Annotated in this window: 9 protein-coding genes; 5 read left to right on the top strand and 4 right to left on the bottom strand. The window is 61.7% G+C overall.

What is annotated here, in order from left to right; translation table 11 throughout:
- Window positions 1-45 precede the first annotated feature (45 nt).
- The 3 genes from J2T47_RS11595 to J2T47_RS11585 all read left to right on the top strand — a co-directional run bounded on the left by J2T47_RS11595 (window position 46) and on the right by J2T47_RS11585 (window position 4,952).
- Window positions 46-1,806 (top strand): hypothetical protein, encoded by a 1,761-nt coding sequence (locus tag J2T47_RS11595; RefSeq protein WP_253446318.1) that lies wholly within the window; start codon window positions 46-48, stop codon window positions 1,804-1,806.
- On the top strand, window positions 1,803-3,665 hold the full coding sequence (locus J2T47_RS11590) for a chemotaxis protein (protein WP_253446314.1): 1,863 nt from the start codon (window positions 1,803-1,805) through the stop codon (window positions 3,663-3,665). Before J2T47_RS11595 ends, J2T47_RS11590 begins: the two co-directional genes overlap by 4 nt.
- An 855-nt stretch (window positions 3,666-4,520) precedes the next feature.
- Window positions 4,521-4,952 (top strand): hypothetical protein, encoded by a 432-nt coding sequence (locus J2T47_RS11585; RefSeq protein ID WP_253446304.1) that lies wholly within the window; start codon window positions 4,521-4,523, stop codon window positions 4,950-4,952.
- A 143-nt stretch (window positions 4,953-5,095) separates the two neighbouring features.
- Here the strand turns inward: J2T47_RS11585 and J2T47_RS11580 are convergent, their stop codons facing one another.
- The 4 genes from J2T47_RS11580 to J2T47_RS11565 all read right to left on the bottom strand — a co-directional run bounded on the left by J2T47_RS11580 (window position 5,096) and on the right by J2T47_RS11565 (window position 10,771).
- Entirely contained in the window at window positions 5,096-6,550 is a 1,455-nt protein-coding gene (locus J2T47_RS11580) for an NAD-dependent succinate-semialdehyde dehydrogenase (RefSeq protein ID WP_253446298.1), read from the bottom strand.
- Window positions 6,551-6,584: 34 nt separating this feature from the next.
- Window positions 6,585-7,868, bottom strand: a complete 1,284-nt coding sequence (gene gabT / locus J2T47_RS11575) for a 4-aminobutyrate--2-oxoglutarate transaminase (protein WP_253446295.1) — start codon at window positions 7,866-7,868, stop codon at window positions 6,585-6,587.
- A gap of 158 nt (window positions 7,869-8,026) precedes the next feature.
- The gene (locus J2T47_RS11570) at window positions 8,027-9,595 is read right to left on the bottom strand and encodes a PucR family transcriptional regulator (protein ID WP_253446292.1); all 1,569 of its coding nucleotides are present in this window, start codon (window positions 9,593-9,595) and stop codon (window positions 8,027-8,029) included.
- Window positions 9,596-9,733: 138 nt separating this feature from the next.
- Window positions 9,734-10,771: an ABC transporter substrate-binding protein gene (locus tag J2T47_RS11565; RefSeq protein ID WP_253446289.1), complete on the bottom strand. Its 1,038-nt coding sequence runs from the start codon at window positions 10,769-10,771 to the stop codon at window positions 9,734-9,736.
- A gap of 779 nt (window positions 10,772-11,550) precedes the next feature.
- Here J2T47_RS11565 and J2T47_RS11560 point away from each other — a divergent pair.
- Window positions 11,551-12,036 carry a BRO-N domain-containing protein gene (locus J2T47_RS11560; RefSeq protein WP_253446286.1) on the top strand — a complete coding sequence of 162 codons (486 nt, stop codon included), beginning with the start codon at window positions 11,551-11,553 and terminating at the stop codon, window positions 12,034-12,036.
- Window positions 12,037-12,404: 368 nt separating this feature from the next.
- Window positions 12,405-13,133, top strand: a complete 729-nt coding sequence (locus tag J2T47_RS11555) for a hypothetical protein (RefSeq protein WP_253446283.1) — start codon at window positions 12,405-12,407, stop codon at window positions 13,131-13,133.
- Window positions 13,134-13,233: the final 100 nt, after the last annotated feature.

Below are 13,233 nucleotides of genomic sequence, written 5' to 3'. Positions count from 1 at the left end.
GAGCTCGGCTACGCCTGAGCAATGGATTGCTTGAAGGGAGCTGAGATGACCACCCCATCGCAAGATGAAATCGTTGTAGCTGCTGCAGAAGGCAGACTGCTTGATCTGATTTTTAAGGACAGTTGGCAGCACGATAGCGCGCCTTTTTCCCAAGCGTTGATCAATGCTCATCAATCAAAGGAGGTCGATCTCCGCACCCTGCTCCCCCTGCCTGAGTCGTCCCGCTTTTCGAACAACGAATTGCATCTGGGTATGGAAGTTCTCCTGCCGGCATTCGGCTCCATTGCAACTAGCTGCGGGGATTTGCTTGAGCTGATGGCTGGGGCAATCCCTCACGATGACCTCTTGCTCAGCCACTCCCCGTACGCTGAGATATTAAAGTGGTGCCAAGCTTCACCAGAGCGCCTGACTGAGCTTCTGCAACTCATCAAATCAGGCGCCCCGCTTTCTCAGCGATTCCATTGCGTCCAGGTATGCATCAGTGCCGGGCTGAAGGCGGATGCTGAATTCTACTTGGGCCAGGCGATTGGGTTTCTCGACAACGGTGACGCCTCTCAGCGCGCACAGGCAGCCAGAGCCCTCTGTAGTTTGTCTGCTGAGGTAAGAGGCTCGGATGTTGGTCTGGTCGAAACCATCCTTGCCGTGATCGAGCGTGAGACCGAGCCTACAGCGCGCGACGCGTTGCTCGCCTTGGCACTTACATGGCAAAAGGATGCCCCGGCCGAACTTGAACGATCGACGTACGAACTAATCAAGCGAGCCGCTACCCCAGTCACTTTGACGGCAAAACAAACTATCGCTCGTGAATTACTGGGCAACTCAAACCCATACACCGCCCAAATACATCGCGATCTTCTTGCGCTTGTGGCGTCAGGTCAGCCAGAGGAGGAAATCGTCCAGTTGCTGGACGTCATCTTGGCTGGGCTAATTAGAAAAGGCGGGGTTTCGGAGGCTCGGGAGGTGATCGAGAAGTTCATCCTCAGTGAACCCAACGTCCCATTCACTCGTTTCGGTTCCGTGCTACATCAACTTGAGAGCGGGGACGATTCAGTCTTGGACGAATGGGTGGTGACTTGGCTTCAGTCTGAGTCAGTGCACTTATCCACGGCGCTCCGACGCGGACTGTTTGCGGCCAGTGAGGGGCGAGTGTTCACGTTTGATTTCCGCCAAGCGTTGGATGTGCCGGAAAGCGATTATTTGTTCATCGCACGCAAAGCGCTTGGAGTGTTTTTCTCGAAGCCCGTTTTCATTGCGTCTCTGATAGTCAGCCTGATGCGCAACGCCACGGATGCGACTGCGCGGGCGCTGCAGAGCCTTCTATTCGATCCTGTTCTGATCAATTATTCCGGTCTGCGATCAGATTATCTGGGCGCGATAGCGGCCAATGCCAGCGATCCCGCTTCAAAGGCAGTACAGCAAGCATTGCAGGAATTGCAGATGTACCTGGACAGCCTCGGCAACACGCACATCCGCGAACTGCAGCCCTCGGAGCGTGAGCGTCAGTTGGAACATTATCGCCGCAATGAGGAAATGCAAAGTCAGATGGTAGAGGCCCGCAAATCATCAATCATGGCGAGCCTGGTGAGTGAAAAAATCCTGCTTTATGGCACTGGCATGGCCAACTGGGTTCCGGAGTTTCCACCATCACAGGGCATGGCCGAAGGTGAAACGGGGCCAATGCGCCGCGTGGAGCAGTCGCTCGCCACTATTCAACACTCCTTCCAGCTACCGCGACATTCGGTTCTAGAGCCCTCCACGCTGGAGCTTCAGATCCTCAACTTTCTGTACGAGAAGCGATCGCAATGAAACTCGTCTTCCGTGAGTACCTCGCGTCGCTCCGAGAACGCAATGAGCTGGACGTCGTTTTGCCTGATCTGTTGAGCGAGCTTGGTTTCAACGTGATCTCCCGTCCATCGACGGGGCCACGTCAATTTGGCGTCGACGTTGCCGCTGTAAGCCCAGCGGTGGACGGCGAGCAAAAGCTCTACCTGTTCACAATCAAGCAGGGGGACTTGACCCGGGCCGAGTGGGATGCGGTACCCCAAGGGGTACGGACTTCAATCAACGACATCATCGACGTCTACATACCCAAGCGGATTTCCACCCAGCACGAGTCATTGAAGATCGTCATCTGCCTGTGCTTTGGGGGCAGTGTGAAAGAGGCAGTGAGAGACAACCTTACAGGTTTGATCAGCAGACTCACCAATGACCGAATTTCCTTTGAGGAGTGGAATGGCGATTACATGGCGGGCTTACTCGCTGATGGATTGCTCCAGCACCAGCAGGTGAGCAAGACCCTGCAGTCGCGGTTCCAGAAGTCCATCGCGATGCTCGATGAGCCTGATGTCTCAGTTCACCATTTTACCGCGTTGATTGAAGGGCTCGTGAAGGCCGACAACCTGGACGCGTCCCAGCGGCTTGCCACGCTGCGGCAAATGTATATCTGTCTCTCGGTGCTGTTCGTTTGGGCACGCACGCAGGAGAACCTCGAAGCGCCCTACCGAGCCAGTGAACTGGTCATTCTGCGTGCATGGGAACTGGTTCAGGGTGACATCGAGGCTGCATCGATCGGACACAAGCATATTGGGCTGACCTTCAGTGAACTGCTGGATCTGCACACCAAGATCTGGGCGGAGCTGATGGAAGTTAAAATCCTGCCACTGACGGCCAAGCGAGATGCGCTAGCCAGTTCCGTGAACTCTCACAGTGCTGTGGACATCAACCTCAAGCTGTTTGAGATCCTGGGGCGTATCGCGGTCAGGGGGCTATGGGTTCTCTGGCCTCACTTGGAGACTGATGAGCTACGAGTGCTTGAAGCCTCCGACGTACCGGAGGAAGCATCCAGCCTCGCCCGGCATATCGTCGAACTCATCAATAACAATCGGGCGCTCTTTTCGCCAATAGCCGATGAACAAGTCATCGAAATCAGTTGCGCTTTGATGTTCCTGTCGATGATGGGGGACTGGCGCAGCTATGCGCAGGATTACTGCCGCGAGCTTTTGACCTACTACCAATTCAATTTCACAAGGCACCATCAATACCCCACCATCCACGGCACCTATCAGGAGCTGATACGGCATCCGCAGGCCAGGACTGAAGAGTATCGGGTGCAGCATACGAAGGGCAGCGCTCTCATTCCGATCATGTTGCTCTGGGCCACTTTGGGTGGCGAAACGGAAGCTAGTGAACACTTCGCTCGATTCGTGCGAAGCAAGATGGCGCATTGCAATCACCAGCTCTGGATGCCGGGGCCTGACACTGAGGCTGCCCTATATCGCGGTGATCCCTCGCACGGCATAGCGCTGTGTGACATACCCATCACAGCTGACGGCGCTGCAGCCAGAAATATTCTGGTGAGAGAATGCTCTGAGGATGGACACTACGCAGGCCTGTCTGCTGTACGCCTAGGCCATTGGCCAGTCTTTGTGATGGCCTGCCGTCATGGTCGGCTTCCACTGCCGCCGCAGCTTTGGTTCCCACTGGTGATGAGAGAAGAGCCTTCTCCAAGCCCTGTTGCACATATTTGGCAACCTACCGTAGGCACCTTCCAGGCGCACTCGATGTGCTGGTTTCCGCGCTGGGCCAGCGCAGACCTGAGGTCAGCCGGGGACAAAACGATTCACTTCGTTTCATTGCCAAAATGGGAAAGCGGTACCTCGGAGTAGCTTCACCCCCTCATGGCCCAGTCCGATGCGCCAATGCGGCCCACCAAAGACTTTAGCTGCATCGACACCATAACCATTGTTTGACCAGAAGCCCTTCACGGCAAACACAGCAAGTACTTCAGACCCTACGGACTGACCACGTGATACGGAGCGCAGACTGACATCACTGCGCCAAACCGAAACATCAGCTTAGCGCCACGATTTTCGTACCGTTCGCCCGCTGCGCGTATGGGAAGACAATCAATCGATGGATTGTTCGTGGACCCGATGCATTCAGCAACCCTTCGCCATCGATTTCTAATCCAGATTCCAAAGCGGGTTTCTGAAAAACAGCATCCCTGAACTGGGACTGTCAAAGGTTGGGGCGGCGAGGCTAAGGCGAGCGGTCAAACAAGGCCTATGAACAGCAAGCTATGAACAACTGCACTCATTTCGAGAGCATTGAGCCAGCACTGGCATAGCCGTGAGCTGCTCATGAACACTTAACATCGCCCATAAGTTAAATTGCGTAGATACATCATGGGATGCTGCTCCCTGGACTTCTGTATGAAACGCCCCTGCCAGATTGTTAGGAATGGATGATGGAAAGCAGCCAGCTGCTCCAGAGAGATTATGGGAAACAAAAATCCACATGCTCTCGTCATGGAACGCTCACGCTGGCTTCTGCAATCTGCCGATGGACTGTGCTTGTCGCGCTCACGCCTGATCGTCCCGATCCCGTTGCCGCGAATGTCGGTTCTGCTTTCGTCAGGCTGGAATACCGAGCGCCATGGCACTGCATGTGGCCTGGAGCGAGCCGCGGTTTACTGACCGGCTCGTGACTGCCTGTGGCCAACCTTGCCGGATGACTGCGCCGTGATGAAGACTGCCTTCGACCACTCGTACCTGGGTGTTGGAATCCAGGATGCCCATTCACTGGAACATGTTGCGAAGCGAATCTCCCTGGCGTTGGGTGTCAGGCTCGAGCGCGCCGGGACATTCGATGAGTTCGCAGCCTTCAGCGTTGCGCAGAAGGATATCGAGTACGTGCTCTGGGGAAGGCCCGGAGACGAGTCGTCAGGGCGTGCCGCCAATCGACCCTGTGACTATGCGCTGACCATCTATATCAACCCTCCTGAGGCGATACAGTCCTCCCCTGCTCTGCTGAATCGCCTGCGCGCTCCCGGCCGGGATGCCGGTGATAAGGAGTTGTCCCTGGCACTTGCCAGCGAGCTGCAGAAACTCGGATTCAACGCGGAAAGCCTGCTCCCCACGCACCGGCAGCCGCATCACGACCCTGGATTCTGAATCCGCGGGGCTCCGCTTCGCGGGAGGCTCCGGGAATCCGCACGAGACCCTGCAAGGCAATGCCCACGGACACTTCCCATGAGCTGATACAGGCCGGCTCGCCAGCCCTCTGCAGGACTGCGAGCCGGATCCCTCATCCCGCCTCAGCGTGGCTCCAGGCCAACGGACACGAACTTGGTGTCCAGGTACTCCTGGATGCCCCAGACACCACCCTCGCGGCCGATGCCGCTCATCTTCACCCCGCCGAACGGCGCCTGGGCAGTGGACGGTGCGCCGTCGTTGATGCCGACGATGCCGTAGTCCAGCCGCTCGGAAACCCGGTGCGCGGTATCCAGGTCACGGGTCCAGAGATAAGCGGCCAGGCCGTAGGGCGTGTCGTTGGCGGCGGCCACCACCTCGTCGACCGTGTCGAATTCGATGATCGGCGCCACCGGGCCGAAGGTCTCCTCTTCGAGGATGCGCATGCCGGGCGCGACGTCGCGCAGCACCGTCGGCTGGTAATAAAGGCCGCCCAGCGCCTGGCCGCCGACCACCACGCTCGCACCACGGCTGAGGGCATCTGCAACGTGCTCGCTGACCTTGCGCAGCCCCTGCTCGTCCACCAGTGGGCCGATCTGCGTAGCGCGGTCGGCGGGGTCGCCGACGCGCAGTTCCTGCACGCGGGCAGCCAGCGCCTCCAACAGTTGCACGCTGATGGAGCGATGCACATAGATGCGGTTGGTGCACACGCAGGTCTGCCCGGCGTTGCGGAATTTGCAGGCCATGATGTCGTCCACCGCGCGGCGGATATCGGCGTCGGCGAAGACGATGAACGGTGCGTGGCCGCCCAGCTCCAGGGACACCCGCTTCATGGTCTCGGCGGACTGGCGATAAAGCAGCACGCCCACCTCGGTGCTGCCGGTGAAGGTCAGCTTGCGCACGCGGCGGTCCTTGAAATACACCGCCGAGACGGTCGCCGCCTGGTTGGAGGTGATGACCTGGAAAGTGCCTTCCGGGCCGCCGACTTCACGCCAGTACTTTTCCAGCAGGATGGCGGTGATCGGCGACTGCTCCGCCGGTTTGACGATCACCGTGCAGCCCGCCGCCAGCGCCGGTGCCACCTTGCGGGTGATCATCGCCGCCGGGAAGTTCCACGGCGTGACCGCGAACACCGGGCCGACCGGCTGCCGGCTGGCGTACAGGCGCTTGTGTTCGTGCTGGCTGGAGAAGGTCTCGCCATACACGCGCTTGGCCTCCTCGGCGTACCACTCGGCGAAGCCGGCGGCGTACATCACCTCGCCCAGGGCTTCCTGGATCGGCTTGCCCATCTCCTGGCTGATCGCCGAGGCCACTTCATCCGCCCCGCGGACGATACGGTCGAACCACTTGCGCAGCAGCTGGCTGCGGTGGAAGGCGGTAGTCTGTTTCCAGCTGTCGAAGGCGCTGACGGAAGCCTCCAGCAGGCGCTCGGCGTCTGCCGCGCCGCAATCGGGAACGCGGGCGAACACCGCCTGGGAAGCGGGGTTGATCACTTCGTAGAAGTTGCCTTCGGCGGGGCCGCCGGCCAATGACGGCAGCTCCCAGTCGGTACCGGGGGCAACGGTTTTCGAGTCATTCACGAATCATCACTCCAGCGAAGAATGTGGGCTTGCGTCATGCGTTCGCCGCCACCAGCGCGCGTTCGAACAGGCGCAGCGCCTCGGCAACGTCCTGCTCGGAGATCACCAGGGGGCAGAGGAAGCGCACCACGTTGCGGTACACGCCGCACTTGATGACCAGCAGCCCCTCCTCCCGCGCGGCATCGATGATGCGCTGCGCCAGGGCGGCATCCGGGGCCTTGCTGTCGCGGTCGGCAACGAACTCCACCGCCGCCATGGCGCCGATGGTGCGCACCTGGCCGATGCTTGCGAAGCGCGATTCCAGCGCGCGGAAACCTTCCATCAGTTGCGCACCAATAGCCTGGCTGCGCTCCAGCAGGTTCTCGCTCTCGAAAATCTTGATCACCTCCAGCGCCGCGGCGCAGCCCAGCGGGTTGCCGCCGTAGGTGCCGCCCAGACCGCCGGGTTTCGGCGCGTCCATGATCGCCGCGCGGCCGACCACTCCGGAGATCGGCAGGCCGCCGGCCAGGCTCTTGGCGACGGTGACCAGGTCCGGCTGGATGCCCGAGTGCTGGAAGCCGAACAGCTTGCCGGTGCGGCCGAAGCCGGTCTGGATTTCATCGCAGATCAGCACGATGCCCAGTTCCTCGGTCTTCTTGCGCAGCGCGCGCATGAACTCCACCGGCGCGGCGACGAAACCACCGTCGCCCTGCACCGGCTCGATGATGATGGCGGCCACGCGGTCGGCGGCGATCTGCGTGTCGAAGACTTCCTGCAGCGCCTCCAGGGCCTTCTCGCTGCTCACCCCGCGGTACTCGTTCGGGTACGGCACGTGGTAGACGTCCGGTGCCAGCGGGCCGAAGTTCTGCCGGTATGGCTGGCTCATGCCGGTGAGGCTCATGCCCATCAGCGTGCGCCCGTGGAAGCCGCCACGGAAGGCGATCACGCCGGGGCGATTGGTGTGGCCGCGGGCGATCTTGATGGCGTTCTCCACCGCTTCGGCGCCGGTGGTGAGGAACACCGACTTGTAGTGTTCTTCGCCGCCGACCAGCTGGTTCAGCCTGGCTGCCAGCTCGACGTACTGGTCATAGGCTGCCACCTGGAAACAGATGTGCGAGAACAACTCCAGCTGCTTGCGCACTGCCTCGACGACGCGCGGGTGGTTGTGGCCGACGTTGAGCACGCCGATGCCGCCGACGAAGTCCAGGTACTTCTTGCCCTGGTCGTCCCAGACATAAGCCCCGGCGGCGCGGTTGAGGGTGATCGGGTGCGCGACCGCCACGCCAGTGGAGACGTGCTGGTTGCGGGCGGCGACAGACGAATACGGATTGGAGGACATGGGCTTCACCTTTGCGGACAGTGGGGAAAGCCTATCCACCGCCCCCGGCGCCAGATACCTGCTTCAGGAAGGAGAATCCACGGAAAACTTAGGACTGGAAGTAGGAAGGTCCGGCGCCATGAAATCGGCCGCCGGCCCCGGGAGATGATCAGCCGCCGCTAGCCGTGCTCATGGATCAGCCGGTACATCTGCGCGGCAACCTGTAGCCGGAAGCGGTCGTCCGGGTTCTCCAGCGAGATGCCGAGGATCGTCTCCATCCGCGACACGCGGTAACGCAGCGTGCTGATGTGGATGTCCAGCGCCTTGGCGGTATTCAGCAGTTGGAACCCCTCGCTCGCCAGGCACAGCGCGGTATCCACCAGCGAGTTGCCGCGCCGGGGATTCTCCAGTGGCGCGATCAGCCGTTCCAGCAGCATGCGCCGGGCGTCCTCGTCGCCCATCAGCGCCCGTGGGAACAGCACCTCGTCGAAGTTGTGCAGCTTGCCCGGGCGCAGCAGCGGCATCAGTGCCGCCACGTCCTCGGCGCCCAGAGCCATGCCGGAAGCGCCGCGGTGCACGCGGCTCACCGCCAGCGCCCCGCCCTCCTCCTTTATCGCCTTCCAGACGCCGTCCGCCGAGACCTCGGCAGGCAGCAGGAAGCTGATCTGGTTCAGCGACACGGAAATCAGCGGCGCCACCTCCAGACCCTGCATCACCTGGGCAATGCGCTCGGCGCTGCGCGCGCGGCGGTTGAAGCCATCCAGCGCCAACGGGATCGGCTCATCGAGCAGCAGCAGGCACACCCGGTAATCGCGGTTCTCGCTCCAGCCGGAAGCCTTGGCCCGCTCGATGGCGCTGGGCGTTGCCGAGAACTTGCCTTCCAGCAGGCCAGCGACGAAGGCATAGCCCAGGCGGGTTTCCTGGTTGGACAGCTCGCGCTGGTGGGTCAGGTGCAGGGCCGCGATCACCGCCGCATGTTCCAGCGCGCGGGAGTCCAGTTCCTCGAATTCGCTGCCGGTGCTCTCCAGCCAGACGATGCCGATGACCTCGTCATGGGCACGGATCGGGCAGCCCAGGCGCGCACTGGCCAGGCCGTGAGAGGCATCGAACAGCGTCGGCGCATTGCCGTGGAAGGCACTGAACAGTGACTGGCGCTGGGTGATCCGGCTGATCAGCGCGCGTTCCTCGGTCTCCTTGCAGCCCGGCAGCGATGTGCCGAGCAAGGTGCCGTCCGCGGAAACGATCGTGGCCGGCTTGTCCAGTGCCTGGTTCAGGGCGATGGCGACGCCCTCCAGGTTGCTGGCGTCGATCGCCGCCGCTGTCAGCGTGCGGTGGATGAGGTCTGAGCGGCGGATGATTTCCGCCTGCACGTTGATGATCCGCGCCAGGACATCGTGGGTGATCTCGCTGAACTGGATTTCCCAGGGCAACTCCAGCAGCGGCAGGTCGCAGCGGTTCGCCTCGTCGATGGCGGCCTGGGTGAAGTGTTCACGGAAATACGGTACCGCCAGCACCACGCCGGCCAGGCCGATACGGCTCAGGTTGCGCACCATCTCGCGGCAGGCCTGGTCGTCCTCCGGCCAGTTGTAGCCGGTGGTCAGCAGCAGCTCGCCGGGTTTCAGCCAGTTGGTGATCTCGGGGTGGTCGACGATGTGCACCCAGGTGATCTCGCGATCCATCGCGCCGCATCCGGCGACGACCGTGGCCTGGCGCAGAACCGTGTTCTCGATGGCGGTGTCGAGCTTCATGGGGCCCCTTCAGATAGCTGAAAACCCGCCGCCCACTCGCGACAAAACCCTCGTGGCGAGGGTTCTGGCGCAGTAGCGGCGGGTCGAACGTTAAACATCAGCCATGGGCCTGCGCCCACGGCTGATCGATTGCATCGCTCAACGACTGGCCCAGGACATGAAGCGCTGCTCCAGCGCCTCGCCGTTCTCGGTCCAGAAGTCCACGTCCATCTGCAGCGCGTTCTTCATGTTCTCCGGCGCGGTCGGCAGCGCGCTGGCCAGTTTCTTGTCGAGCAAGGCGGCCGCGGCGGTGTTGGACGGGCCGTAGGCCATCTTCTCGGTATAGAGCTTCTGCTGCTCCGGGCGCATGGCGAAGGAGATGAACTTGTAGGCGGCGTCCAGGTTCGGCGTGCCCTTGAGGATGGCCCAGTCATCGAACTGGTAGAGGTTGCCGTCCCAGACGATCTTCAGGTTCGCGCCACTCTCCTGCGCGGCGTGGATACGGCCGTTGTACGACGAGCTCATCACCACGTCACCGGACATCAGGTACTGCGGCGGCTGCGCGCCGGCTTCCCACCACTGGATGCTCGGCTTGATCTCGTCGAGCTTCTTGAACGCACGGTCGACGCCGGCCGGGGTGGACAGCACCTTGTACACCTCGCCCGGGGCGACGCCATCGGCCATCAGCGCGAACTCCAGGGCGCCACGGGCGGATTTGCGCAGGCTGCGCTTACCGGGAAACTTCTTCAGGTCCCAGAAATCCTTCCAGCCGGTGGGCGCGACCTTCAGCTTGTCGGCGTTGTAGGCCAGCACGTTGGACCAGACGAAGATACCCACGCCGCACTCGGACTTGGCGCCCTCCACCAGCGGTTCCTTGATGCCCAGGCGCTCGTAGTCGAGCTTCTCGAACAGGCCGTCCTCGCAACCGCGGACGATGTCGGTGTCCTCGATGTCCAGCACATCCCAGGAGACGCTCTTGGTATCGACCATGGCCTTGACCTTGGCCATCTCGCCGTTCCACTCGCCGGCGATCAGCTTGGTGCCGGTTTCCTTCTCGAACGGCTTGTAGAAGGCCCCCACCTGGGCCTCCTTGCTGGCGCCGCCGTAGGAAATGACGGTCACGCTGTCAGCCGCCATCGCCTGGCTGGCCATGGCCAACCCGCTCAAGGCCGCTAGGGCCAGTGCTTTTGCCTTCATTGCTGCGCTCCTGTAAAGCTGCAAGTCATTGTTGGTATTAGAAAAGGCAGAATTGGGGAACAGGCGGATCGGCTTTCTTGTGGGGTATTTCCGCAGTGCCAGGGGCAATGGGCCAGGTGCAAACCGGCGATTTCGTCAGCGTGACCGGCCAGGCGGGATCCGACTGTCCCGAATGATCCTAGGGGAGCCGTGCGCTGGCCGCTATCTACTTCAAGTATCAGGTTGGCGTCTGAATTTGATACATGAAGTGGGAAATTCTCACTGATCATAGCGGCGCAAACGTCAGAAAAGCATCCCCTTCGCGCACCATTAGCTGATGTTCTGTAGGGCGAATAATGCGCAGCGTTGTCCGCCTTCCTTCGCGCCACAGCGAAACGGCCGACATACGCGAACCACACGACCTGTCACCCTCTCTCGCCTTTCCTGAACCTGGTTCCTACGCCGCGAAGCATCCTTCCGGCGCGGCGCTGGTTTCCGGGAAGTTCCTGACTCGCCATCGGCATTGCGATCCTACAAAGCCTCTGCTTAGCGTTCTTCCCGCCACGGAACAGCCGTGGTCAGGTGTGGAAACCTGTTTGATAGAGCCTTGCTGTAGCAGGGACGACCCAGCCTTTCGCGAGGCGGGTTCGTCCCTGGCTGTCTATGGCGGACCGTGTGAGGCGGGCTTCGGCCCGACCGGTCTATGGCTCTATCAGCCGGTTTCCACCCTTGCACGGTCCGCCTCCCCTTTGGGTGGCGGTTTGATCGCTGTACTTCCTGCCCTGAGCAAGGAGAACGCCATGACCCCAAGGATCGAATTCCCGGCCACCCCCGGCCTGAGCGTCCAGACCTTCCACCGCTTCGACCGCACCCTGCGCGCGCTGATGATCGACCACCAGGCCTGGTTCGTCGCCCGCGACCTCGCGCGCCTCACCAACACCCACTTCAGCGCCCGCGTGCCGCGCAAGCTCGATCCCGACCAGTACCGCTGGGAGCTGCTCGCCGGCGGCCGCGAGGATGAACTGCTGGTCAGCGAAAGCGGGCTCTACACCCTGCTGCTGGTCTACTTCTTCCACCCGGAAAACCGCAACCTGCGCCAGTGGCTGAGCAACGAGGTGGTGCCGGTGCTGCGTGATTCGCGCCTGCAGCAAGGCAGCGGCCCGCGCTACTTCCTGCGCAGGGTGCAGGAGCATTCGCTGGCGATGCTGGAGTGGCAAGGCGGCGTGTGGATGCGTGTCGGAGATGCGGCGATGCTGCTGGAAGCGGAAGCCCGCGAATTGCGCTGAGGCTCGTCCCGAAGTCTGTGCGGGATCGCCTGTCGGCGATATCGCGGGCATGGCCCGCTCCTGCAGGAAGCCCACCGACTGCAGGAGCGGACCTTGTCCGCGAATCCATCCGGCCCATTGCGGGCGCTCCGGCTGGATTGTAGGAGCGAGCCTGCTCGCGAACCCGCGGCCGGGGGTGGCGCCGACCGCGATCGCAGGTTGAATCCGCTCCTACAACAGCACCGTGCAGGCGGTAAGGCTTCGCGGACAGGACCCGCTCCTGCGAAAACAGCGGCCTGGGCGTGGTTCGAGCATCATCTGCCGCAAGGCCGACTATTCTTGGTGGCGTACGCCTGCCGGAGCACCGACGGGCCATCAGGAGACGCTACTTGAATCGGATTCGACTGCTCATCGCTTCCTGTCTTTCACTGACTTCCTGCTTCGTTCTTGCCGAGGACTCCGGGGCCTTCCTCCAGGGCCCGGTGTACGAGCTGCTCCGTGATACTTCTCAACCCAGCTGCGTTGCCTGGCCCAAGGGGCTGCCGGATGGCGTCTGGGGCAACGGCGGCGAGTACGTCCCCGATGGCGAGCACCTGAGCGCCAGTGGCGATGTGCTGATCACCTCGGCGATCTACAAGCCCACCGGCATTCGTGTCTCGCACACCTTCTACAAGAGCCGGCAGGCCTGCCTGGCGGACCTTTCCCCGCAACCGCTGGCGGCAGCCGTGAAGAGCGACGGCCAGGGCAGCTACGTCGACAGGCTGCAACGGGATTTCGGCAGCCGGCTGTATTTCAGTTCTGCCGAGGCCGAGGCGCTGGTGAAGAAGATCAATATCGACTGCAAGGCTCCGGACGGGCGCTATCTGCCGCTCTACAACGCGCTGCTGGCCCGCCTCGATGAAGCCAGCACGCCCGATGCCTGGATGGAAACCAGCGTGGTCAACACCGGCAAGAAGCTCCAGGTGTTCGACAGCGTGCGCCTGAAAAGCGGCCGGGAACTCACGCCACAGCTGACCCTGGAGATCAACGAATACGGCGGCTACGAAACCCACGGGGTGCGCCCGCAAGCGCTGTCGAACGCCTGCTTCGGCACCTATGGCCCGATCTGGAAGCTCTAGCCTTTCACAGAGTCTCGTAACTCTTTGAATCTGCTGTGGTTATGTTTTTCATCGGGACGTCTGCGCTTAAGCTCGCCGGCCCGGCAAAAAGCCACGGATC

Origin of the sequence: Pseudomonas nitroreducens (assembly GCF_024170165.1) — a bacterium.
GTDB lineage: Bacteria > Pseudomonadota > Gammaproteobacteria > Pseudomonadales > Pseudomonadaceae > Pseudomonas > Pseudomonas nitroreducens_C.
This window is presented reverse-complemented; position numbering and strand designations above follow the sequence as displayed.